This is a genomic window from Shewanella sedimentimangrovi, from assembly GCF_017354965.1.
Taxonomy (GTDB): domain Bacteria; phylum Pseudomonadota; class Gammaproteobacteria; order Enterobacterales; family Shewanellaceae; genus Shewanella; species Shewanella cyperi.
The window spans coordinates 4,126,480-4,150,909 of record NZ_CP071502.1 but is presented as its reverse complement, the minus strand read 5'-3'; the positions used below and the strand labels follow the sequence as shown (position 1 = coordinate 4,150,909).

General features: G+C 55.5%; 20 protein-coding genes. 12 read left to right on the top strand and 8 right to left on the bottom strand.

Annotated features, from left to right (window positions below; translation table 11 throughout):
• Positions 1-71 precede the first annotated feature (71 nt).
• A complete protein-coding gene (locus JYB85_RS18535; protein ID WP_207382141.1) occupies positions 72-926 on the top strand; it encodes a 23S rRNA (adenine(2030)-N(6))-methyltransferase RlmJ in 855 nt (284 codons plus the stop codon).
• Positions 927-928: 2 nt separating this feature from the next.
• Here the strand turns inward: JYB85_RS18535 and JYB85_RS18530 are convergent, their stop codons facing one another.
• From JYB85_RS18530 to JYB85_RS18505, 6 genes are all read right to left on the bottom strand, one after another.
• The gene (locus JYB85_RS18530) at positions 929-1,576 is read right to left on the bottom strand and encodes a lytic transglycosylase domain-containing protein (protein ID WP_228730276.1); all 648 of its coding nucleotides are present in this window, start codon (positions 1,574-1,576) and stop codon (positions 929-931) included.
• Between the two features lie 140 nt (positions 1,577-1,716).
• Complete coding sequence (locus JYB85_RS18525) at positions 1,717-2,286, bottom strand: LemA family protein (protein WP_207380471.1); 570 nt, start codon at positions 2,284-2,286, stop codon at positions 1,717-1,719.
• A gap of 540 nt (positions 2,287-2,826) precedes the next feature.
• Positions 2,827-5,988: an efflux RND transporter permease subunit gene (locus tag JYB85_RS18520; RefSeq protein WP_207380470.1), complete on the bottom strand. Its 3,162-nt coding sequence runs from the start codon at positions 5,986-5,988 to the stop codon at positions 2,827-2,829.
• A gap of 15 nt (positions 5,989-6,003) precedes the next feature.
• Entirely contained in the window at positions 6,004-7,152 is a 1,149-nt protein-coding gene (locus JYB85_RS18515) for an efflux RND transporter periplasmic adaptor subunit (protein ID WP_207380469.1), read from the bottom strand.
• A gap of 221 nt (positions 7,153-7,373) precedes the next feature.
• Complete coding sequence (locus tag JYB85_RS18510; protein ID WP_207380468.1) at positions 7,374-8,063, bottom strand: DNA-3-methyladenine glycosylase I; 690 nt, start codon at positions 8,061-8,063, stop codon at positions 7,374-7,376.
• Between the two features lie 64 nt (positions 8,064-8,127).
• The gene (locus JYB85_RS18505; protein ID WP_207380467.1) at positions 8,128-8,979 is read right to left on the bottom strand and encodes an NAD(P)H-binding protein; all 852 of its coding nucleotides are present in this window, start codon (positions 8,977-8,979) and stop codon (positions 8,128-8,130) included.
• 111 nt (positions 8,980-9,090) lie between these two features.
• Here JYB85_RS18505 and JYB85_RS18500 point away from each other — a divergent pair, with 111 nt between their 5' ends.
• Both JYB85_RS18500 and JYB85_RS18495 read left to right on the top strand, forming a co-directional pair.
• Positions 9,091-10,008, top strand: coding sequence for a LysR family transcriptional regulator (locus tag JYB85_RS18500; RefSeq protein ID WP_207321375.1), 918 nt, complete (start codon positions 9,091-9,093; stop codon positions 10,006-10,008).
• Between the two features lie 87 nt (positions 10,009-10,095).
• Entirely contained in the window at positions 10,096-10,743 is a 648-nt protein-coding gene (locus tag JYB85_RS18495) for a glutathione S-transferase family protein (protein ID WP_207380466.1), read from the top strand.
• Here JYB85_RS18495 and JYB85_RS18490 read toward each other — a convergent pair whose 3' ends face one another.
• Both JYB85_RS18490 and prlC read right to left on the bottom strand, forming a co-directional pair.
• On the bottom strand, positions 10,744-11,274 hold the full coding sequence (locus JYB85_RS18490) for a thioesterase family protein (RefSeq protein WP_207380465.1): 531 nt from the start codon (positions 11,272-11,274) through the stop codon (positions 10,744-10,746). It lies immediately after the preceding gene.
• A 123-nt stretch (positions 11,275-11,397) separates the two neighbouring features.
• On the bottom strand, positions 11,398-13,434 hold the full coding sequence (gene prlC / locus JYB85_RS18485; RefSeq protein WP_207380464.1) for an oligopeptidase A: 2,037 nt from the start codon (positions 13,432-13,434) through the stop codon (positions 11,398-11,400).
• A gap of 240 nt (positions 13,435-13,674) precedes the next feature.
• Between prlC and JYB85_RS18480 the strand changes: the two genes are divergently transcribed.
• The 9 genes from JYB85_RS18480 to JYB85_RS18440 all read left to right on the top strand — a co-directional run bounded on the left by JYB85_RS18480 (position 13,675) and on the right by JYB85_RS18440 (position 24,403).
• Positions 13,675-14,361 carry a hypothetical protein gene (locus tag JYB85_RS18480; protein ID WP_207380463.1) on the top strand — a complete coding sequence of 229 codons (687 nt, stop codon included), beginning with the start codon at positions 13,675-13,677 and terminating at the stop codon, positions 14,359-14,361.
• A gap of 48 nt (positions 14,362-14,409) precedes the next feature.
• On the top strand, positions 14,410-14,874 hold the full coding sequence (locus tag JYB85_RS18475; protein WP_207380462.1) for a hypothetical protein: 465 nt from the start codon (positions 14,410-14,412) through the stop codon (positions 14,872-14,874).
• Positions 14,875-14,989: 115 nt separating this feature from the next.
• Positions 14,990-16,345, top strand: coding sequence for a glutathione-disulfide reductase (gorA, locus tag JYB85_RS18470; protein ID WP_207380461.1), 1,356 nt, complete (start codon positions 14,990-14,992; stop codon positions 16,343-16,345).
• Between the two features lie 136 nt (positions 16,346-16,481).
• Positions 16,482-17,642 (top strand): GGDEF domain-containing protein, encoded by a 1,161-nt coding sequence (locus JYB85_RS18465; RefSeq protein ID WP_207380460.1) that lies wholly within the window; start codon positions 16,482-16,484, stop codon positions 17,640-17,642.
• Positions 17,643-17,785: 143 nt separating this feature from the next.
• The gene (locus tag JYB85_RS18460; RefSeq protein WP_207380459.1) at positions 17,786-19,084 is read left to right on the top strand and encodes a phospholipase effector Tle1 domain-containing protein; all 1,299 of its coding nucleotides are present in this window, start codon (positions 17,786-17,788) and stop codon (positions 19,082-19,084) included.
• 609 nt (positions 19,085-19,693) lie between these two features.
• Positions 19,694-21,070 carry a COG3014 family protein gene (locus JYB85_RS18455; RefSeq protein WP_207380458.1) on the top strand — a complete coding sequence of 459 codons (1,377 nt, stop codon included), beginning with the start codon at positions 19,694-19,696 and terminating at the stop codon, positions 21,068-21,070.
• 15 nt (positions 21,071-21,085) lie between these two features.
• Positions 21,086-21,700: a penicillin-binding protein activator LpoB gene (gene lpoB / locus JYB85_RS18450; protein WP_228730161.1), complete on the top strand. Its 615-nt coding sequence runs from the start codon at positions 21,086-21,088 to the stop codon at positions 21,698-21,700.
• 56 nt (positions 21,701-21,756) lie between these two features.
• The gene (locus JYB85_RS18445; RefSeq protein ID WP_207380457.1) at positions 21,757-23,163 is read left to right on the top strand and encodes a DUF6844 domain-containing protein; all 1,407 of its coding nucleotides are present in this window, start codon (positions 21,757-21,759) and stop codon (positions 23,161-23,163) included.
• Positions 23,150-24,403 carry a CsgG/HfaB family protein gene (locus tag JYB85_RS18440; protein ID WP_207380456.1) on the top strand — a complete coding sequence of 418 codons (1,254 nt, stop codon included), beginning with the start codon at positions 23,150-23,152 and terminating at the stop codon, positions 24,401-24,403. Before JYB85_RS18445 ends, JYB85_RS18440 begins: the two co-directional genes overlap by 14 nt.
• Positions 24,404-24,430 lie beyond the last annotated feature (27 nt).

Here is a 24,430-nt window from a genome sequence, read left to right as displayed (position 1 = left end):
ATACAGGGCAAAGGATTGCAGATATAATGCCCCCATTCAGGGCCGACGGCCCGTTTGTTTCGGAAATCATTATGCTGAGTTACCGCCACGGCTTCCATGCCGGCAATTACGCCGATGTGCTCAAGCACGCGATCCTGCTTCAAACCATTGAGTTGATGCAGAAAAAAGATAAGCCATTTGTCTACATAGACACCCATGCCGGTGCCGGTGGCTATTGTCTTGATGATGAGTTTGCCCAGAAGACCGCCGAGTTCAAAGACGGCATCGGGCGCCTGTGGGGCCGTCAGGATCTGCCGGCGTCACTGGTCCATTATCTGGAGTGTGTGGCCCACTTCAACGAGGGCAATGGTGGCGCGGCCGAGGCGCTGGTCTGGTATCCGGGCTCGCCGGCGCTGGTGGATATGCAGTTGCGGGACAAGGATCGCATGGTATTGCATGAGTTGCATGGCACGGATCATCAGCTGCTGGCGGAATACTTTGATGCGGATCGCCAGACCAAGGTGGTGCGCGGTGATGGCCTCAAGGGGCTGCTCGCAGCCGTGCCTCCGCTGGAGCGTCGGGGTTTGGTGCTGATAGACCCCAGCTATGAGATCAAGAGCGATTATCGGGATGTGGCCGAAGCCATCATCAAGGCTCAGCGCAAGTTTGCCACCGGGGTGTATTTGCTCTGGTATCCCGTGGTGAACCGCGCCCAGACAGAATCCATGTTGAGTCTGCTGAAAGAAAGCGGCATACGTCGGCAGCTGCGGATCGAGCAGGCCATCAAGCCCGATTCGGACGAGTTTGGCATGACGGCCGCCGGGCTTTGGGTGATCAATCCCCCATGGCAACTGGATGAGATAGCGACCGAGATGCTGCAAAGCCTGTCAGCCCTGCTGGGGCAGCCCGGTGGGCAGGTCACTGTAAAATGGGAAGTGGGCGAGTAGGTTTAGACGCGCAAATTACGATAGCGTTTAAGCAATATGTTGACCCTTTCTATATAGGCGTGGGTTTCGGGGTAGGGCGGCACGCCACGGTAGTCCTGGACCGTGGTGGCGCCGGCGTTGTAGGCCGCCAGCGCCTGATCCAGCTTGCCATCGAAACGTTTGAGCATCTTTGCCAGGTAACGGCTGCCACCGAGTATGTTCTGCTCCGGGGCGAAGGCGTTACGCACCCCCAACTCCCTGGCCGTTTCCGGCATCAATTGCATCAGGCCCATGGCGCCGGTGCGTGACACCGCCTTGGGATTGAAACCGGATTCGGCATGGATCACAGCGCGGATCAGCGCCGGCTCAAGGGCATAGGTATTGGCCGCTTCGCGGATCTGCTTATCAAAACTGCGGTGTAACTTGATGGTGCGCCAGTCCACCTTGGAGGCGGGATCGCAGGCGAAACAGTCGTAGAGCAGGACACTGAAGCGCTGATCTGCGGGTGGTTTGTCGCTGAAGGCCATGGTGCCGTTATCCTGGCGATACTGGTACACCTTGACCTTGGGCCCCTGGGTACCCTGATCCGAATATTTGGCGCTCAGGCGCGGTTTATTGCCCTGGCTTGGCTCAGCCGGCGTGGTCACCCCGGCGGCAGAATAATCGGCCAGCCGTTTGGGCTCCTCTGCCCTGGCCTGGAGAGTCAGCAGGGGCAAGAGCAGTATGGAAAGGTACAGCCTGGCTGTCACTGGCAGAGGTTCCTGTTTTGACAATATGCCAAGAATAGCAAAGCCTTGGCACCGATATGCCGCTATTTCTGCAGATCGCAGGTGTTGACCGGAGCCTGGTCGGCCTCGCCGGCTTCATAAAAAGGCATGGGCCCTATATTGGCGAGCCTGGCGATGATGGAGCCTGGGAAGATGGCCACTGCGGTATTGAGCTCGGTGACGGCGGCATTGTAAAAGCGTCTGGCGCTGCAGAGCTGGGTTTCCAGTTCGCTGTAGGCCTGCATGGATTGCAACAGCACGCTGTCGGTGAGCAATGTGGGAGTGTTTTCCAATTGCACAAATAGCAGGCTCATTTTGCCGTGCAACTGATCCGCCGCTTGCAGATGCTGCAGCAATGCCCTGGCATCCTGTGGCTGATAGGGCCCGTCGGTTTGCTCCTGCAACTTGATGATGTCGGCCGGCAAAGGCTGCTCGTGCGCCATTTCGGTTTGCGCCCGCGCCAAAAGGGTGGTGATAAGCTGGCTGCGCTTGCTGAGCTGATGATCCACGCTCTGCAAGGCCTCACGGGCCGTGGCGCGCTTTTTCAGCAGGCTGACGTACCAGAGATAGGTCAGGATCAGCAGCAATCCCAATCCCAGCAGCAAACCTTCCATCTTGATTCCTTTTTTTATTGATTTTATTGGAACCGAACTCAAGCTCGGCCAGAAATTGGCTCACAGCTAACCATAAATCGCAGCAAATTGCACCAGCGCTCCCGCAATTTCAACCCCGCCAAAAGTGGTTGTTACTTAACCGGTAAGGTAAAAAACCTTGCCCAAGGGGACAGGTATATCGAGAGTTAATTGTCAAAAACAGCGGCTATTTGGTTCTCCCCGGCTACAGCCAAAATAACCATAGAGTTATTGGTGAAAAAGTCAGCGCATACTGAGCCGCTTACCAGTTATCAAGTTTAAGCAATTGATATATATTGGTTAAACCGACTGCTGGTTAAGTGCGTTATGGTGAATTACTGACCCCTGATCCCATCTTTATCCCGCATTTCGGCCCATGGCTTAAAATCTGAGTTGTCAAAACAGCCGATGCCGGGCGTGATTGGCGTGGAGCGCCGTTAACATCAATTTTACCTTGTTGCAGAGTGCGCGTCGGGGGCCATAAAAAAGCCCCGCAAGGCGGGGCTTTTTGGCTTTAAAAGCTCAGTCTGCTTCCGGTTCCAATTCCGGACCAGGGCCGGGCTCGGCTTCCTGTGCCTTGCGCTCGCTGCGGTTGAACAGCCGCTCCACCAACACGAAGAACAGCGGAATAAAGAAGATACCGAGGAAGGTGGAACTCATCATGCCGCCGAGCACCCCCGTGCCTATGGCGTTCTGGGCGCCTGAGCCCACGCCGCTGGAGATGGCCAGAGGCACAACGCCGAGGCCAAAGGCCAGCGAAGTCATCAGGATGGGCCGCAGCCGCACCCGCACCGCGTGCAGGGTGGCCTCCACTAGGCCGGCGCCATGCTCGTAGTATTCCTTGGCGAACTCAACTATCAGGATCGCGTTTTTGGTGGCCAGCCCCACGGTGGTCAGCAGGCCCACCTGGAAGAACACGTCATTGTCCAAGCCCCTTCCCGTCATGGCCACCAGGGCACCTATGATCCCAAGGGGCACCACCAGCACCACGGCGAAGGGCACGGACCAGCTTTCGTACAGGGCCGCGAGCACCAGGAACACCACCAGAATCGACAGGGCATAGAGGCCGGGAGCCTGATTGCCCGACAGCCGTTCCTCATAGGACAGACCGTTCCATTCGATGCCGAATCCCGGCGGCAGCTGCTTGACCATCTCCTCGAAGTCACGCATGGCGTCACCTGTGCTGTAACCCGGTGCTGTGCTGCCCTGGATGTTCATCGCCGGCAGACCGTTGAAACGCTCCAGCCTGGGGGAGCCGAATTCCCAGCTGCCGCTGGCAAAGGCCGAGAAGGGCACCATCTCGCCCTGGTTGTTGCGCACATACCAGCTGTTGACGTCCTGCGGTTGCATCCTGAATTGGGCATCACCCTGGACATAGACCTTCTTCACCCGGCCACGGTCGATAAAGTCGTTCACATAGCTGCCACCCCAGGCGGTAGCCAGTACGCTGTTGACCTGATTGATGTCCACGCCCAGGGCACGCAGCTTACTGTGATCTATGTGCAGCTGGTACATGGGAGCATCTTCCTGGCCGTTGGGGCGCACCCCCACCAGATTGGGATTTTGGGCCGCCAGTCCCAGCAGCTGGTTACGGGCCGCCACCAATTGCTCATGGCCCATGCCGTTTTTGTCCTGCAGGAACAGATCGAAGCCGTTGGCTGTGCCAAGCTCGATCACCGCCGGCGGCGCGAAGGCGAAGGCGAAAGCTTCTTTAATCTGCCACAGCACGCCCATGGCGCGGCCGGAGATGGATTCAACATCCTGGCCCGGCCCGGTGCGCTGACTCCAGTCCTTGAGGCTGACGAAGGCGACGCCCATGTTCTGACCCATACCGGCAAAGCTGAAACCGGCCACGGTAAACACCGAATTCACATTGTCTTTCTCGCCCTCAAGGAAGTGATCCGACACCTTGTCCAGCACCTTGACCGTGGATTCCTGGGTGGCATTGGTGGGCAGAATTACCTGGGAAAACAAAATGCCCTGGTCTTCATCGGGCAGGAAGGCGGTGGGCATGCGGCTGAACAGCCAACCGGTGGCCACCACCAGCATCAGATAGATGGCAGCAAAGCGCAGGCCGCGTTTGAGTATCCCGGCCACACTGCCGCAATAGCGTTGGGTGAGATTGTCAAAGGTGCGGTTGAAGGCACCGAAGAAGCCGGTCTTTTCGTGCACATGTCCCGGCTTGATGGGTTTGAGGAAAGTGGCGCACAGGGCCGGGGTCAGGATCAGGGCCACCATCACCGACAGGGCCATGGCCGAGACTATGGTGATGGAGAACTGGCGGTAGATCACCCCGGTGGAGCCCGTCATAAAGGCCATGGGTACGAATACCGCCGACAGGGTCAGGCCTATGCCCACCAGGGCGCCGGTGATCTGATCCATGGACTTGCGGGTGGCCTCAACCGCCCCCAAGCCTTCCTCCTGCATCACCCGCTCGACGTTTTCCACCACCACAATGGCATCGTCCACCAACAGGCCTATGGCCAGCACCATGGCGAACATGGTCAGGGTGTTGATGGAGAACCCCATGGCCGAGAGTATGGCGAAGGTGCCCAACAAGACCACGGGCACGGCTATGGTGGGGATCAGGGTGGCGCGGAAATTCTGCAGGAACAAGTACATGATGAGGAACACCAGCACTATGGCTTCCAGCAGGGTATGGATCACGCCCTCGATGGACTTGTCGACAAAGGGCGTGGTGTCATAGGGATAAACCACCTTCAACCCCTGGGGAAAGAAGGGGCTCATCTCATCAATCTTGGCCCGTACCGCATCGGCGGTTGCCAGGGCGTTGGCCCCAGTCGCCAGTTGGATCGCCAAACCCGCGGCCGGGCGGCCGTTGTAGAAGGATTGCACCACATAGCTCTCGGCGCCGAGCTCCACCCGGGCCACATCGCCCAGATACACCTTGGCGCCCGAGGTGTCGGACTTGAGGATGATATTGCGGAATTCTTCCTCTGTGGCCAGGCGGCTTTGGGCCGATACCGTGGCGTTGAGCTGTTGACCGGGCAAGGACGGCGCACCCCCCAGTTGACCCGCGGACACCTGGGCATTCTGCTCGCGGATGGAGCCAATCACGTCCTGGGAGGTCAGGTTGTATTGGGTCAGCTTGAGTGGGTCGAGCCAAATGCGCATGGCATAGGGCGAGCCGAACAGGGTCAGCTCACCCACGCCCGGCACCCGGCTCATGGGGTCCTGGATATTGGAGCCCACGTAATCGGCGATATCGCTCCTGTCCATGGAACCGTCTTCGGAAACGAAACCCAGCACCATCAGGAAGCCCGAGGATGCCTTGTTAACCCGGACACCCTGATTCTGCACTTCCTGGGGCAGCAGCGGCATGGCCGATTGCAGCTTGTTCTGCACCTGCACCTGGGCTATGTCGGGATCAGCATCGGCGTTGAAGGTCAGGGTAATGGTCGCATTGCCAAAGCCGTCGCTGGTGGAGTTGATGTAGCGCAGATGGTCGAGGCCCGTCATCCGCTGTTCGATCACCTGGGTGACCGAATCTTCCAGGGTCTTGGCTGAGGCGCCGGGATAAAAGGCGCTGATCACCACGTTTGGCGGCGCTATCTTGGGATACTGGGACACGGGCAGGTCACGAATGGCCAATACCCCCGCCAGCATCACTATGATGGCGATCACCCAGGCAAAGATGGGGCGATCGATAAAGAAACGTGCCATAAGCTCTGTCCCCGATTAATGTGCTGGGTCTGTGGTGGCCGCCGTGGCGCTGACAGGCGCGCCGGGTCTTATCTTCTGCAGGCCCTCGATGATCAGCTGATCACCATCCTGCAGCCCGGACGTAATGCGCCACTGGTTGTTTATCACCTCAGCTGTGGTGACCACCCTGGCCTCAACCTGGTTGTCCTGGTTGACCACCATGGCCACGGCCTGGCCCTTGGTGTTGCGGGAAATGGCCTTTTGCGGCACCAGAATGGCCGCAGGGTCCGTGCCCATATTCACCCGGGCACGCACATACATGCCGGGCAGCAACAGTTGATCCGGGTTGGGGAATTCCGCCCTCAGGATCACCGAGCCCGTGGTCTCTTCGACGTTGACTTCGGCAAATTTCAGCTGTCCCTTGTGCTCGTACAGACTGCCGTCTTCCAGCAGCAGTTCGACCTCGGCATCGTCGCTGGCCTGCAACTGGCCCTGGCGCAGCTTGGCTTTCAGTGCCAGCAGCTGGGCACTGGATTGGCTGATGTCAACGTTAATGGGATCCAGCTGTTGTATGGTGGCCAGGGTCATGGACTGATTGGCGGTGACCAGAGCGCCGGCGGTGACACTGGACTTGCCAATGCGACCGGCAATGGGGGCGCGCACCTGGGTGTAGTCCAGGTTGATTTTGGCATTGTTGACCGCGGCTTCCGCCTGAGCCACCCGTGCCTTGGCTTCCTTGAAGGAGGCATCGGCCTCATCGAAGTCCTGTTTGCTGATGGCTTTGCTGCTGAGCAGCGCCTGATAACGGGCCGCCCTGGCCTTGGCGCTGGCGAGCCCGGCGTGGGCGCTGGCCAGATCCGCTTCGGCACTTTTCAGTGCCGCAAGGAAGCTGGCATCGTCAATTTTGTACAGGGACTGGCCCTGGCTGACCAGGCCGCCCTCGGTGAAGTTGCGTTCGGTAATGATGCCCGATACCTGGGGGCGAACCTCGGCTTCCAGATAGGCGCGGCTGCGGCCCGGCAGCTCGGTCGTTATGGTTTGGGGCCCACTTTGCACCTGCACCACGCCTACGGCTGTCGGTGGGGGTGTCTGTCCCTGGGGTGTGCCTTGTTCGGCCTTGTTGTCACAGGCGCTGATCAACAAGGCCATGCTGATGGCCGAGGCAATTCCAAACAGTTGCCGCATCTGACTCTCCTTAATTTTCGGACATACACCATTACCCAAGACGGGGTAATTTGGCCCAGCCCCCAGTTATCGCACAGCCCCCACAGCAGGACAAGCGGCCTTGGGATTGAAAGTGTAAAACATTGAAAATTTCTCTGCCTATGCAAAGGTTTAGTTAAGGTTTTTCGCTGCCTTTCACCCGGGTGTTGCTCAATGTTGCAGCCCCGTTGCTGCCTGGCGCCTTAGAGGCGATTGTCGCCGACAGAGCAGGACAGAATGCGGCTCAAATGGGCCAGGGGCTTACCCGTTTGCTGCTGCCAATCGTTGAAGGTGGCCTGCACCTGGGCCAGTGTCTTTTGGGAACTGAAGCTGCCATCCACCAGCTTGTGGGCCTTGAAGTAACCCTGCACGTCTGTGCTCAGTAAAAAGGTGTCCTTGCCGGTGCCGCGCAGAAAATAGGGGCCGGTATTGCCGCCGAGCCTAGCGCCGCGGCGTTTGAGCTGTTGCCACAGTCCCGTGATATCCGCCGTGGGCCAGTCGGCGATAAAAGCCGCCAGGCTGCCGTGCTCGCGGGCGATATCGGTCACCATAATGGCATTGTCATAGATGGCCTGGGTCTTTTTAGCGTGACGGATAAGGTCCGGGTCTGCTGCCCGCGCCGCCAACTGTTCCGGCGACAGCAGCAACACCTTTAGGGGTTCGAAGCCGAAAAAGGCCTGCTCATAGGCCGGCCACTTGGCTTGCACCACCTTCCAAACGAAACCGCTCTGGAACACCTGGCGGCTGATGGCCGACAACAGCTCTGCATCTGAGTGGTTGCGGTATTCTGCTGCCGTCAGCACCTGGGGCAGCAGCTGCGCCAGTCCGGATTCACCGCCCTTGCGTTCGCAGGCGCGTTCATAGATGTGCTTGAAAGGTTCGGCTTTTTGCATGGGGACTCTCCGGCAACAAGGAGCTGACAGTGTAACCCCAAGTCGCCTTCACGTCCTCCCCGGATCAGTGGGACAGTGCCTGGCGCAGCAAAGTCTCGAGCCTGCCGGGTGTCCTGCCGAGCAGGGCCGGCAGGTGATTTTCGGCCGTCAGGTATTCGCCATTGGCAATGGCGCGGCTGTTACCTGCCAGGGCGCGGGCGAGAAATTCCGGCAATCCCATGGCGAGCAGCGTCTGCTGTTGTGCCTCAGGGCTGATGTCCACTGTCCGCAGCGCCTTGCCGCTGATGTCGGCAATGAGAGCGCTGATCCCGGCCTGGCTGAACAACTCGGGTCCCTGCAGTGTGTATGTCTGGCCCACATGACCCTGTTCGGTCAGCACCCTGGCCAAAGCCTCGGCCAGGTCATCCTTGAGTACCGGGGCAAAGCGGCCGGAACCACTGGCATTGAAGCGCTCGCCCTTCTGCAGCGCCTGTTCCAGCCCCATCAGGGTTAGCTCGGCATAAAGACCGTTACGCACCAGGGTGAAAGGCACCCCGGACAGGCATATGGCGGCCTCGGTGGCGCCGTGGCTGCGGGCAAAGTCGAAGGCCGAGTCCAGGTTAGCCAACTGGAAGCTGGTATACACCAGTTGTTCGACCCCGGCGGCCTTGGCGGCCTGTATGACCGCCAAATGTTGCCCCAGGCGCACATCGTTGGGGGCATCGCCGGAAATCAGCAGCACCTTGCTGACACCCTGCATCGCGGCTGCAAGTGACTCAGGCTCGCCAAAATCGGCATAGACGGTGTCGGCGCCGCTATGGTCCAGGCGCTCCGGCTGACGGCTCGCCAGGCGCAATTGGTTGGCGGGGACGTGTTGCAACAGGGCTTGGGTGACGCGGCGGCCCAGATCGCCGGCCGCTCCGAAAATCAGGATCATCTTGTTTTCCTCGGGTTGAATTGACGCCGTCAGTGTACGCCCGTGGCTAAAATTGATAATGAGTGGTTTACTTATAGCTTTGGTAAGTGAAATTAAACAAAAGGGACGGCTATGGACGCGGCACAACTTTATCGAATGCTGGTGTTCGCCACTGTGGTGGAGCAGGGCTCCCTGACCTCGGCTGCCGAGGTGCTGGGGATCAGCCGCTCGATGGTCAGTCAGCACCTGAAAAAATTGGAGCAGCGCACCAGCTGCCAGCTGCTGCACCGCACCACCCGCCGTATCAGCCTCACCGAAGATGGTCAGGGCTTTTATCACTACTGCGCCGAATTGCTGTTGCTGGCCAAGCAGGCCGAGGCCGTCACCCGTCCCAGCGATGAGCAGCTGTACGGCAGTCTGAGGGTCACTGCACCCGTGGGGTTGGGGGAGCGCAATCTGCTGCCGCTGATCGGTGAATTCCATCAGCGCTTTCCCCACCTGCGCCTGACCCTGTTGCTGGAAGACAACAAGCTGAACCTGTTGGAGCAGCAAATCGATGTGGCCATTCAGGCCGGGTGGCCAGCCGATTCTGAGTTCAAGGCCATCAAGCTCGGCAGTTTCGATGAGCTGCTGGTGGCGAGCCCCGAGTACATAGCCCGCCATGGCAAGCCCTTGCATCCGGACAATCTGCACAGCCATCGCTGGCTGATGCACGCCTCAAGCCATTTGCCCCGCAGCTGTGTGCTGCACAACAGCCAGGGCGAGGAATACCGGATCCGGGTAACGCCCTTTATCAGCTGCAACAGCACCAATGCCCTGTTGGCGCTGGCTTGCCAGGGGTTGGGGGTGGCGGTATTGCCGGATAATCTGCTGACGGAGCAACTGGCTCGCGGTGAGCTGGTGCGGCTGTTACCTGACTATCATCTGCGCGAGGGCGGGATCTTCGCCCTGCACCCCTACCGTGATACAACCCCGCCAAGGGTGCGGGTGCTGCTGGATTTCCTGCGGGAGCGATTGTTTCCCGGTCGGGCTGAGGCTAATCCCGGATAACCGGCAAACAATACAGCAGAAAACTGCACCCTCTGTGGCGTCTGCGGCTAAAGTTAACTTGTAGGTGGTTGCTGCAAGGCAGGTGTCATGGAGCTTTTTTATCATCCGCTGTCACGCTATTCCCAAAAGGTCCTGCTCGGTCTGTATGAGAAGCAGGCCAATTTTTTCCCCCGGGTGGTGGAGCTCCGCGATCCTGTGCAGCGGGCCGAATTTGCCCAGATTTATCCACCCTGCAAGTTGCCACTGTTGAAGACCAGCGATGGCCTGTTGTTACCCGAATCCAGCATCATCATCGAATACCTGGACCGGCAGGTGCGCGGTGGCACCCGCTTGTTGCCGGATATGCCCTCGGTGAATTTGCGGGTGCGTCTGTGGGACAGGCTGATAGACAATGATCTCAATAATCAGCTATTTGTGCTGGAGCAGCTGCTCAATGAGTCGCAGCAGGATGAGTTGAAAATCCGGCAGCTGCGCAACAGGCTTTGGCTGACCTTGCAGGAGTTGGATAACCAGCTGGCCGATAACCACTGGCTGGTGGGCGATGGCTTTACCCTGGCCGACTGCGCCCTGGTGCCTTGCCTGGATACCCTGTTCGATCTCCTGACGCCGTTCGAATTGGACAACCTGTGCCGTTACCGGCAACAGGCCAATATCCGTGGCGCCTGGGAGTTGGTGACCGACGAAATTACCCTGGCCCAGGCCGAGGAAACCGCAGGCGTGCGCAACATTCCTTGATCAGCTGTTGCGTTCCTTCTTGAGTTGCAAAAAGGCCTTCCACTGTTGTACCTCGGGCGTCAGCTCCGGGGCCTCACCCTCGAAACCCGCCTCGCGGATCAGTTCGCTGATTGGCACCTGCTTACGGTTACAAACGAATACCCCGCGCACATGCACTATGCAGTGCAGACCGCGATCGCTGACAAACCGTTGATCAATGTAGAAATATTTATCGTCCCAACCCACGACCCGGCTTTCAATGGTGAATTTTTGCAGCGGCTTGATATCGCGGATATAGGTGAATTCAGCGGCATTGACTATCGGCATCCACTTGAGTTTGAGGAAGCGCTTCAGCAGGCCCATTTCCGCCAACATAAAGGTGCGGGCGAGATCCATGAAGGCCGGATAGCGGCTGTTGGTCAGGTGCATATTGATGTCGCAGTCCGACGGCAGCGCCCGGTACTGGATCAGGCTGGTGTCGAGAAAACCTATGCTGCGGCAGTGGCGTACGCGCCAGAGGAACAACCAGATTAAGCGGAAATACAGATTCATGGGTCGGTTCTTGAGTTTTTGCTTTAAAAGCACAGGCTAACAGAGGTCATACCAGCAGGCAAGGCGCCGGGGACCGGCAGCAAAAAGGGGCGCAGTGCGCCCCTTGTCATTAAGCCAAGGCCTTTACGCTTCGATACCACTGTGCCTGAGCAGCGCCTCTATGCTGGGCTCGCGGCCCATAAAGCGCTTGAACAGGGTCATGGGCTCTTCGCTGCCACCCATCTCCAAAATATTGGTCAGGAAGTCATGACCGGTTTTGGGGTTGAAAATGCCTTCCTGCTCGAAGCGGGAGAAGGCATCGGCCGACAACACTTCGGCCCACTTGTAGCTGTAGTAGCCCGCCGCGTAACCGCCGGCAAAAATGTGCGAGAAGCTGTGCTGGAAGCGGTTGAAGGCCGGCGGGATAAGTACGGCCACCTGCTCACGCACCTCATCCAGGGTCTGCTGGATACGGGCGCCCCTGGCCGGGTCATATTCCAGGTGCAGGCGGAAGTCGAACAGCGAAAACTCCAGTTGGCGCAGCATCATCATGCCGGATTGGAAGTTTTTCGCCGCCAGCATCTTGTCGAGCATGGCCTTGGGCAGGGGCTCGCCGGTCTCGAAATGGCCGGAGATCTCCTGCAGTGCTTCCTGCTCCCAGCACCAGTTTTCCATGAACTGGCTCGGCAGCTCCACCGCATCCCAGGGCACACCATTGATACCCGACACCCCGGCCACCTCTATCCTGGTCAGCATATGGTGGATGCCGTGACCGAATTCGTGGAACAGGGTGGTGACTTCGTCATGGGTGAACAGTGCCGGTTTGCCGCCGACCGGGCCGTTGAAGTTGCAGGTCAGGTAGGCCACCGGCAGTTGCAGGCCATTGGGGCCGCGACGCCGTACCCGGCACTCGTCCATCCAGGCGCCACCGCGTTTGCCGCTGCGGGCATAGAGGTCGAGGAAGAAGCTGCCGCGCTGCTCGCCGCTGGCATCGAAGATATGGAACAGGCGCACGTCTTTGTGCCAGCGATCGAATTCTTTCTGCTCTTCAATGCGCAGGCCAAACAGACGCTCCACCGTGTGGAACAGGCCGCCAAGCACCCTGTCCTCGGGGAAATAGGGGCGCAGTTCTTCCTGGGAAATCTCGTATTTGTGCTGCTTGAGTTTTTCGGCATAGAAGCTCAAGTCCCAGGCTTCCAGCGTCGCGTCGCCATGGTGCTCGGCGGCGAAGGCCTTGAGCTCTGCCAGTTCGGTCTTGGCCTGGGCCTTGGAATGCAGTGCCAGCTCGTTGAGGAAGCTCACCACCTGGCTCGGGCTCTCGGCCATCTTGGTGGCCAGGGACTTGTGGGCGAAGCTTTCGAAGCCCAGCAACTGGGCCAGCTCGTGGCGCAGGGCGAGGATTTCTTCCATCAGCGGACCGTTGTCGAATTCGCCGGCGTTGGGACCCTGGTCCGAGGCGCGGGTGACAAAGGCGCGATAACACTCTTCCCGCAGCGCCCGGTTGTCGCAATACATCATTACCGGCAGGTAGGATGGGAAATCCAGGGTGAACAGCCAGCCATCCTGTTGCTTGTCTTCGGCCATGGCGCGGGCGGCGGCCAGGGCGGACTCGGGCAGACCCTTGAGTTCGGCCTCATCTGTCACCAGTTTGCTCCAGGCATGGGTGGCGTCGAGTACATTGTTGGAAAAACTGCTGGTCAGCTCCGACATACGCTTGACGATTTCGCCGTAGCGCGCTTTTTTAGCGGCGTCCAGACCTATGCCGGACAACTCGAAATCCCGCAGGCTGTGTTCGATAAGGGTCTGTTTCGCCCTTGGCAGGCCGGCAAATTCTGCCGAGTCATGCAATGTCTTGTAGGCCTGGTACAGACCCTCATGCTGGCCGACAAAGGTGCCGTACTCGGACAGCAGCGGCAGACAGGCATCGTGAGCCGCGCGCCAGCTGTCGGTGCTCAGTACCGAGTTCATGTGGGACACGGGGGACCAGAGCTGACCCAGCTCGTCATCGGCCTGCTCCAGCGGCGCCACCAGACCCTCGTAGCTGAAGTCGCCGGCGGCCAATACCCGATCGATTTCGGCGCGGCAATGGCTCAGTGCCTGGCTGACGGCGGGTTCTATGTGTTCGGGGCGAATGCTGGAAAAGGGCGGCAGTGTCGATGGGGACAACAGCGGGTTGCTCATAGGGGATCCTCGGAATCGGGTCTGTGTATAGGCCATAGATAAGGCCTGTGGCGGCAATTATCAAGGCGTGATCGCATTTAGCAGCTTATGTGCCCCTTAACAGTGCTGGCGATCAAATAACCGCGTACCGTATAAAGTTCAGCAGGAAAATGCTGTGCGGATCTCAAATGATATCTGTTCTCATTTAAGCCGGCGCTGAATAGGCTATGCTATGCCTGTGTTTAATGTCGGACCCCTGTAATGAAAAGTCCCTTGCCTTTATTACCGCTAATCCTGTTCACCTGTGCCAGCCAAGCCGACACCGGCTACTGGCTGGATCTGGGCTGGGACAGCCAATATGTGTCCGAGGGCCGCGACAACATAGGCCGGGGCGGTGTTTGGTGGGGCGGGGCTGCCGTTTCGGTCGACAGCTTGACGGCCTATGCCACCCTGGCCCGTGCTGACAGCGAGTTTTTCAGTGAGTGGAACATAGGGCTGGAATATGAGCTGCCGCTGGGGGATGACTGGCGTGGCAGTGTGGGTTATCAGCGGGTGGAGATAGTGGCCGACGAGCCTTTCTCCGACAATGAGTGGTTTGCCAGCCTGGCCTGGTGGCTGGAGCCGCGTTTGGTGCCTGTGGTGGCCTATACCTACAGCAGTGATTCCGCCGGTTATTTTGTCGAACTCAGTCTCTACAGCCATTGGCAGTTGACCGAGTCGCTGGAGTTAACGCCTTTCGTTACCCAGGGCCTGGACTATCAGTACATGACGGAACTCCACAGCGGCCGCAACCATTTACAGTGGGGAGTTAAGGCAATCTGGACCCTGGATGACGGTTGGTCCACAACCCTGCAACTGGCACACAGCGAGGCCCAGGGAGATGTGATCCTGGATGATGAGGAAGGCGATCTTAATTTTATTAGCCTGCACCTGAGTCGGGACTTCTGAATATCCGCTATGCTTGCCTGAATCAGGGATTGGATCCGGGACAAGGAAATGTCTGCCATAAATCGCTACCGGCTTTGGGCCGGTCTCTTGCTGTTCAGTGTTGGCGCCTTGGGTGCCGATGTGCTCAATAATCAGTATTTACCCCCCAAGGACGCAGTTCTGGACGATAAGGGCCAGCCTTTGGCCGTGCCCGAAAGCCGCCCGGCACTGGAAATTCATCTGCCGCAGGCCACACAAGCCCCCAAACGCCAATCCGGCAAAGTGAAACAGAGCAAAAAGATCAGCAAAAAGACGACCAGCAAAACCAAGGATGAGCGCCAGCTGGTGGCCAACGACCCTGCCTGTCGTTGGTTGGATGCCAGATTGGATCACCTGGAAGCTGCCGTCCGCAGCCAGGGTGCCAGCTATCAGCAGGAAGAGCTGATGGTCAGGCGCAAGGAGTGGAGTTGTCTTGATTGCAGCGGCGATGGTCCCGAGCCGGACGACTATGGTCGCTGCCAATATCGGCGCTGATTTCATTGCCGCAATATCTGTTGATTCTCCCCGGTCTCTTGCAAGCGCCGTCGCTATGGGGGCAAACTAGCACCCCTCGATAGAGACCCGCCGACCGAACATTACGGAGAATTTCATGGCCCAACATTACGACTACATCTGTCTCGGCGCCGGCAGCGGCGGCATAGCCTCTGCCAACCGCGCCGCCATTCGCGGTGCCAAAGTGCTGTTGATTGAAGCCCAGCAAGTGGGCGGCACCTGTGTCAACGTTGGTTGCGTGCCCAAAAAAGTCATGTGGTACGGCGCCCAAATAGCCGAGGCCATTCACCTGTATGCCAAGGATTACGGCTTTGATGTGGATGTGAAAAAATTCGACTGGGCGACCCTGGTCGCCAGTCGCGAGGCCTACATTGAACGGGTTCACGCCGCCTATGGTCGCGGCTTTGCCAGCAATGGTGTCACCCTGGTGCAGGGCTATGGTCGCTTTGTCGATAATCGCACCATAGAAGTCAATGGTGAGCATTACAGCGCCGACCATGTCCTGATCGCCACCGGCGGTGCGCCCACCATTCCCGATATTCCCGGCGCCGAACATGGCATAGACTCCAACGGCTTTTTCGCCCTCAACGAGCAGCCCAAGAGAGTGGCCGTAGTCGGTGCCGGTTATATTGCCGTGGAAATCGCCGGGGTACTGCACGCCCTCGGCAGTGACACCAGTTTATTTGTCCGCCGCCATGCGCCGCTGAGGGGTTTTGACCCCATGCTCAGCCAGGCGCTGGTGGATGCCATGGCGGCACAGGGTCCCACACTGCACACGGATGCCGTACCCAAGGCGGTTCACAAGCAACAGGACGGCACCCTGGTGCTGGAGCTGGAAAACGGTGAGCGCCATGAAGTGGATTGCCTTATCTGGGCCATAGGCCGCAGCCCGGCCACCGGCAACATAGGGCTGGAAAATACCGATGTACAGCTGGATGAGCAGGGCTATGTGCTGGTGGATGAACAGCAGAACACCCGTGCCAAGGGCATCTACTGCGTCGGCGACATCATGGCCGGCGGCATTGAACTGACCCCGGTGGCGGTGAAAGCAGGACGCCTGCTGTCCGAGCGCCTGTTCGGTAACATGCCAGAGGCGCGCATGGACTATTCCAATGTGCCGACCGTGGTGTTCAGTCATCCACCCATAGGCACCATGGGGCTGACCGAGCCCGAGGCCAGGGCCAAGTACGGTGAGAATAATATCAAGGTCTACAATTCGACCTTCACCTCCATGTATACCGCTGTTACCGCCCACCGCCAGTCCTGCAAGATGAAACTGGTGTGTGCCGGCCCAGAGGAAACCGTGGTCGGTATTCACGGCATAGGTTTCGGCATGGATGAAATACTCCAGGGCTTCGGCGTGGCCATCAAGATGGGGGCCACCAAGGCCGACTTCGATGCGGTCGTGGCCATACACCCCACCGGCGCAGAAGAGTTTGTCACCATGCGCTGAGAATTGCTGCAATTACCTAAGGCCGCTTTGTATTAAAGCGGCTTTTTTGTTGCGCAAGTGGGCGAGGTCTATACTTCTTGGAATAGTCTTGGGGCGGCTAACGACCCACTTCCTGATACAGCGGCAGCAAGGTGCTATGTTTTACAAATTGGAACATACCATTGGCTCCACCATTTACTTCGTCATTTGTATCCTGTTTATCCTGGTCAGCAGGGTCCCCAGAACCAATGGCGGTGCCAGGCTGTGGGCGGCAGCAATCTTCTTCGCACTGTTGGCGCGGTTGTCCTTGCTACTGCACGCGCAGCAGTCAAATCTCGAACTTACCTTAGTTAGTTATGCCGCTTTGAGTGTGCTGGAAAAAGCGCTGCTGGTGGCAGGTGTGCTGCAGTTTTATGGCTTGAAGCCCGGGCAGGTTTGGCTGTGGGCAGGTACCTTGGCGGCAGAGCTGTGGCTGTTGTTGGTGTTGCTGACCGACATACCCTTGTGGGCCGGGCGAGCCAGCTTGGTGGCCTTTAACCTGGCCTACCTTGGCTGCTTTGCATTTGTCATTGTGAAGCATAGACAAATGATGCCAATTGTCTTCATGACCGCGGCAGCTGTGACAGCCGCCTTGTTGACGCTGCACTGGCTGTCCTACCCCCTGATGTATCTGATGCCAAGCTGGCAGCTTCCGGGTTTTATGATTGGCACTGGTCTGACTCTGGTGTTGTATCTGGCACTCTTGGCGGCCATTTTGTTCAGCTTGCAAAAGCGCTTGCTGGAAGCAGAAGAAAAAGCATTGGAGCTGGCCCATCACGATCCTCTCACCGGGCTGAAAAACAAAAGGTATTTGCACAATATTTTTGAGAAAGCCGTGTTGTTGGCAAACCGGCCCCACCAATTGATGGCCATTTTTTATATCGATCTGGACAATTTCAAACCCATCAACGATAAGGCGGGCCACGGTACCGGAGATGAAGTGTTGAAGGTGGTGGCCGAGCGGCTCAGGAGCAGTACCCGAAGCACAGATATTTGTGCCCGGATCGGCGGTGATGAATTTATCATCATAGCCACGCAGTTGGAAAACCATGCCCAGGTGCAGGAGGTGGCCAATAAGTTGGTAACTCAGCTGGCTGAGGATGTTGTGATAGGCAACAAAGCTTACAGCCTGGGAGCCAGTATAGGTATCAGTCTGTACCCAGAAAACGGCAATGAATTAAAGCAATTAATAGAGCAGGCCGACGCGGCCATGTACCAAATAAAGCAAGCCGGAAAACGGGGCTATAAATTCTGCGATTCAGATCCAAGATCGCACTGAGACACCAGCAATCATAGGGCTTGAGCCTGCTTTTACATCGTCAGGGTTGGTCACTTTTTAATCAATGTTCAGCTATACTCATTCCACTGTATCGGCGCCAATGTCGAGGCTTGCTGCTATTTCCCTGTGGAAGGAGTGTAATTATGAACGCGGCCAAACGCATCGTCATCTGTTGTGACGGCACCTGGAATGCGCCGGATGATAATCCGACCAATGCGGTGAAAATGGTTCGAGCCATCAGGCCCATCGCGGCCGATGGCAAACATCAGGTGGTGTTTTACGATCAGGGGCTGGGTATCAATCCCATCAGTAGATTGATTGCCGGCACCTTGGGTTATGGCATGAAGCGCAATGTGCTCAATGCATACCGTTTTATTGTCCACAACTATCAACCGGGCGATGAGGTGTATGTTTTCGGCGCCAGCCGCGGGGCCCATACAGCCAGGGCGCTGACCGGCCTGATTGATGCGGTCGGTCTGGTGGCCAGAGAAGATTTAGGCAAGCTGTCGAAAATTTACCGCTATTACCGCACTCCGGAATACAAACGCACCGCCACCCACTATGAAGGCAATATTCGTCCCGACATACGCATGCTGGGGGTGTTTGATTCCGTTGGTGCCCGTGGTGCACCGTTGCCGTTGCTTAATCGTTTAACCCGCAGTTGGATTGGCTTTTACGATACCCAAATCAGTCCCTCGGTGAACAATGCTTTTCAGGCCCTGGCCCTGGATGAAAGGCGACACAATTATCAGCCGGATCTGTGGGCCGGCTCCCAGCTCGACAATCAGCGCATTGAGCAGTGTTGGTTTGTCGGCGCTCACGCCGATGTGACCGGCGGCTATGAAGAATCAGGGTTGTCCGATGTGCCATTGCAATGGATGGTGAACAAGGCGCAAGCCTTGGGGCTGGACTTTGATGAGAACTATTTGGCTCACCATTGCAAACCGGATCTCAAGATGACAGCCCACAACTCCTATTCCTGGAGTTATCGAATGTTGGAAAAATTGGGCGCCAAACCCGAATTGCGGCAGGTTTACGGCGATCCCCAAAGTTCACCCATCAATGTCAGTCTGCATGCCAGTGTCAAGCAGCGCATGGCCGAAGGCACATACATGCCTGACAATCCCGAATTGGTTAGCGAGTCGGAAGTGCCACAGCATGAAGAGGCCGTTGCCAAGTCAGATGTGCAAAATACCCGGGAAGCAGATCGCCGTGCTCAGGAGCGCTTCAAGGGCGGCCACATCCAGGCTATGCTGCACAAGGACAAGATGGATGCCAGTTGCCAGTTGCTGGACTTCAGCAAAGAAGGTGCCCGTATTCAGTACCAGGGCGATCTGCTGGTGGGTGACAGGCTGTCACTGGACAGTGAACTGACAGGCCCAACCCAGGCTCAGTGTGTCTGGAAAAACGGCGCCAGCTATGGTTTGAGATTTGCTGCCTGATCTACTGCTGCCCGGCCTATTGCGGTCGGGCAGCCGATGCGCATCATCCTCCTGTGCCGAGTCTCTTCAGGTGTGCTCAGCCCTATAAATGCTCGTTTTGAACTGTATTGTGATGCTATGCCTGATAATCAGGGCCAAGCCTAAGTAATGGTTATAACATCGCTGGAAAGGATTGGATGCTTTTAAAGGGGAATCTAGCTTAAGTTAAAGTGGCCATTTGAGCATGTGAAATCCTTTGATAGATAACTCTATTCATCAATGGCTTGGAAATTATTTCTAGATTGTGAATAGCTAATATTATTGAGATTTGTCTGAGTCAGGTCTTTGACTAAAGTGTTGTTTATTTAAGTGGATTTCACCTCCACTCATCGGTGTTGTCTTAACGGTTACAAATACCATTTGTGATATGTATCTCTGTTTTAATAAATTTTAAGATTGATATATTAGTGTTAAAAATTGTAAATTCAAAAGGCGACGGATTGCTGTAAGCTGGAAGTGGAGACTTCAATACCCCTCTCTTTACTGTCATATCCCGCGCAGAAGACCAAACATCAGTTTTTGTTGCTCGACCAAATACTATGGTGGAGCCCATTTTTGCAGGGAACTCAAATGAACAAAACATTGGCAGCCACAGTCTTGGCCCTCACTGTCTCTGGGTGTGCTATTACTGAGCGAAATTCTCAAGGAAAACTCGATAATAATTTGCTGAAGGGGGATACGGTCGGCGCCATAACCCTTGCCAAAGAGAAAGCTGGACTGGATGAGACGACTAGTAAACTTGCCGATCAACTCTGGGGTATGCAGGCCGGCAGTCTGCTGCGAATGAACAAGGATTATGCCGAGAGCAATAAGTATTTCGATAGCATCGAAGATGTAATGTACATGGAGGATACCGAGAATGTGCTGGAGTCTACTGGTGAGTTAATTGGCTCCACCTTGACCAATGACGCCATGCTGGACTACGAGCAGACATATTATGATGCCGTTATGGTAAACACCTATAAGGCTTTGAATTTCATCTCTATTGGAGACCTTGCCAATGCGCGTATAGAGTGGAATCGCTCCGACGAGAGGCAAAAGCGTGCTGCTGACTATTTTGCGAGCAAAATTAATAAACAAAAAGAGTCTCTCGCCAAAGAGGATGCCGCCAATGCGGATAACATCAAAAAGAGTCTGACTGAGTCAGAAAAATTACTCGCTGATCATCATATCACTGAAACCGAATGGAGTGCCTATGATGGTTACATTAATCCATTCTCGACATTCATGCATGGGCTGTTTTTCATGCTTAATGCTCAGGACAGCAGTGATATTGGCAAGGCGGTCGACAGCCTGAATCGGGTAGCTTCGATCACCAAAACCAAGGTGTCATCTGATACTTTGAAGCTGGCTGAAAAACTGCAAAGTGGTTCATCTCATGTGGCCGATCTTAAGAAGGTCTGGGTCGTATTTGAGAATGGCCAAGCAACCAAAAAAGAAGAATTGCGTGTCGATTTACCCTTGTTTTTAGTGTCTGACAATGTGGCCTACACAGGTATAGCTTTGCCAAAACTCAAGGCCTTCCCAGCGCCTTATGCCAGCGTAAAAGTTGGTGCGGTAGAAACCGAAGTTGTTGGAGATATGGATAAGATCATTCAAGCCGAATTCAAAGAGGCATTTCCGTTGATCTTGTCTAAGGAAATAAGTCGCGCAGTGATCAAAACAGTAGCCCAGAAACAGATAAAGGACCGCAATCCCTTGCTGGGTTTCGGTGCCGGATTGTTGCAGGCGGCAACAACACAGGCGGATACCCGAACCTGGAGTTTGTTACCGAAAAATTTCCAGGCAGCCATGGTCGACACCCCTGAACAAGGCAAGCTCACTTTGTCCCTCGGTGAACCGGCTGCATCCATAGATGTGGACGTGCCGACCGATAAAAACGCCATCGTTTACATTAAGGCCGCTACGGCCAATGCCTCCCCAATAATCGAAGTTATCAGCCTTTAAATAGAGAGTTTTATTATGATGAAAAAGAAAATTGTAGTAGCGGGTTTGATTAGCGCAGCCCTGCTATCAGGTTGTCAGTCGACGTCATATGTCCCTAAGAATTCGAAGGAAATTGTGACCATGGGGCTGTCACATCGGGACTTTGATGATGCCGCTAATCAAGCACTGAATGAGATCATTGCCAGCCCGCTCTTGGCGCACCCGCAGGCTGCACAGGGTGGTCGCTATATCATGGCCGTTTCGAATGTCATAAATGACACCGCTCAGCGGATAGACACTGATCAGCTCACCAAAAAAATTCGTGTTGGTTTGCTGCAAAGTGGCAAGTTTATCACCACTACCGCTGTCGGTATTAATGGTGCTGAAGATGAAATGACCTCTAAGGTCAGAGAGTTACAGAACTCCAAGTTGATGAATCAAGCGACAGTCAAGAAAAATGGTACCGTGATTTCTCCGGACTTCAGCCTCAGCGGAAAAATTATTCAACGCACAAATAAAATAGACCGTTCATCGCAACTGGTTGACTACTACTTCCAACTTACCCTGACTCAACTCGAAACTGGTTTGGCCTATTGGGAAGGGGAATACCCAATCTCTAAAAAAGGCAGCAACGATTCAGTTACTTGGTAATTCTGCATCGCCCCGCAATGGCGGGGCGTCTTACCCAATGGAATGGAGAAGTCAATATGATCCTGCCACCACAGTTCACCCGAACTCTACTGAGCTTAACCACTACCTTATTCTTATTCAGCGCAATGGCCAACAGTGAAGAGCAAGTGGTCACTGAGGCTGAAGCGCTGAGTTCAGCCCCTACCCTAACCAAGGAAGAAGTTGTCGCTGCCAAAGAGCAGGGGTTGGATGATGCATACCAGTATGTCAGCGAATTGGCTCAGGAATTTGTCACAAGCAAAATGACTCAGTTTGCCGGGCAAAATAAACAGGTCCATTTACACTTCGGTACTGCATTGGTGGCTGCCAAGCCTACGGAGGCTGGTTGGAGCGATTCGCGCATTATGGCCTACCAAGGGGCGCAGTTACAGGCTCGCGAATCGTTGCTGAAACAGTTGCATCGAGATGTCACCTCGGAGACGCTCCGAACGTCATTCAAAACCAATAAATTGCCCGAATTTACGGCCGAAGAATTACAGAGTCAAGATCGATTGGAAGCGATTCTGGATAAGGTCGTGACTTTGGTTGACGCCACTTTGGACTCGAAGCTAAATGAAATGGGCATAGATGCCGCAGAATATAGCGCTGCACCACCATCAAAGCGTAAAGTAATGATGCAAAAAGCTATTACCCGCACAGCGAAACAGAGGGCCCGTGGTGACATCAGTGGCTCACAGATAATGAAATCCTACGAAGCGACAGATAAAAACGGCAATACGGCCATTGCGGTTGTCATTGCTACATCGGTCAAGAAAAAGAACTTCCTGGCTTCATTGCGATTGAGTAAAGGCAATATTGAACCCAGCCCAGAAAAAGCCGGTGAACCCTTAAATCAATATTTGGCCAGACAAAAAAATAATTTGGTTTACCAATATGGAACCAAGTTGTTATGGGATGAGAAGGGTTATCCCATGTTGGTATCCTTTGGAATGTCAGGTAATGACTGTAACCCGAGCGATTATGAAGAATGTGTAGATAATCGTGAATTCAGTTTCGGTGATGCTGAGCTTGATGCATTGGCCCATATCGCCGAAGGGTATTCGCTGATGGGAACATTTGAGTCTGAGCGAAGTAATACGGAGCACAAGACGCGTACTGCGACTGCTACTCAGACCCAGAGCAAGGAAACTGACGTCAACGAAGATACTGTGGCGGAAATCATTAAGGAAATTTCCGAATCATCATCCATGAGATCTTCCGTAAAAGGTTTGGTGGGTGTGAAGACAGCCATGCGCTGGACCGAAAAGCACCCTATTACCAACAGAGAAGTCAATGGTGTTGTGCTGGTTTGGCACCCCAGGGCCGAGCAAGACACCCGGACCTTCAAAGAGGGGAAGATAATAGAGAAAAAGTCCAACGCTGCTAAGGCAAGCATTCGTTCAGGTGTCGGGGAGAGTGAAGAGGCTGCCAATGAAGAGTTCTAATCGTAGCCGTTTTTTGTGTTCGCTTTGGTTGCTGTGCGCCCCGTTCGCGCATGCTGCAACTGTTGATGTGGAAGTTCGTGGTTCGGGAATGAGCCGCGAGCTGGCCATTGAAAATGCTCTTATTGAGGCTGTTCGTCAGGTGAGAGGAGTCGAGATTGATCAACGCTCGATTAGGCAGTCCCTAAAGGTAAAGGTAAACCATGAGGCGGTACTGTCTTCCGAGCAGGTCAATGAAACGGCCTCCAGAACGCAGGGATACGTAGAACAGTATCAGGTATTGGAAGAAGACTGTGACGAACAGGAATGCCAGGTACTGATCACGGCCAGTATACCGGTATACAAAGGGCCGGGGATTGCGCCAGACAATCGGCGTAAGTTGGTGGTATCCAGGTTCAGCGGACGCTATGGGGAGCAGTTCAGTCAATATCTGCAGACCCAATTGGTACAAAGTCGACGTTTTGCCGTGCTGGATCGAGAGCGCAATTCGGAATTTGTCAAAGAGCGCAACCTGTTGCTGAGTTCAGAGACGGCCAGATCGGAAAAAATCCGCCTGGGCCAGGTATTGGGAATGGACTATTTGGTGTTAGGCAGCGTAGATGTTGATGGTGCAAGTTACACCAATACCCTCAGCCTGACCGGTGAGCAACAGACGGCTGAATATGGGGAGGTAAAGGTATCATATCAGCTGATTAATATAGCTACCCGTCAGATAAAATGGCAGGACGATGCCATTATTGCTTTGGATTCGGCCGATGCAGATAGTCTAAATGCCGGAGCTGCGGAGGAAGTTGCTCGAACCATTATCGAGGCTATTTATCCCATTAAGGTGTTGTCGCAAAGTGGCAATCAATTGGTGCTGAATCAAGGGGGCAAAAACCTCGCTGAAGGTTATATTTATGACGTTTATGGCCTAGGGAAAAAATTGGTAGATCCTTACACCAAAGAATCTCTGGGTCGCGAAGAAATTCATTTGGGGCAGGTGGTGATTGAGCGGGTTGCTACCAAATTGTCATATGCCAGAGTGCTCAGTGGGGACATTGGTTCCATGGCGAAAGATACCGTGCTGCGCAAAGCTCGACAGAATGACCGCTTGTTGCAAATGAATCACGAGCCAGAAGTTCATTCCAGTGTCACTCCGGCAGCGGCAGGGGGCATACTATTACCTCAACCCAAAGAGCCGACGCTACCGGTTTCGCCTGTCGGTGGTGTGGTTTTGCCCGATATTCCCTCTTCAAACTGAGCCACAGTGAAAAGACGCGGTTGTAAT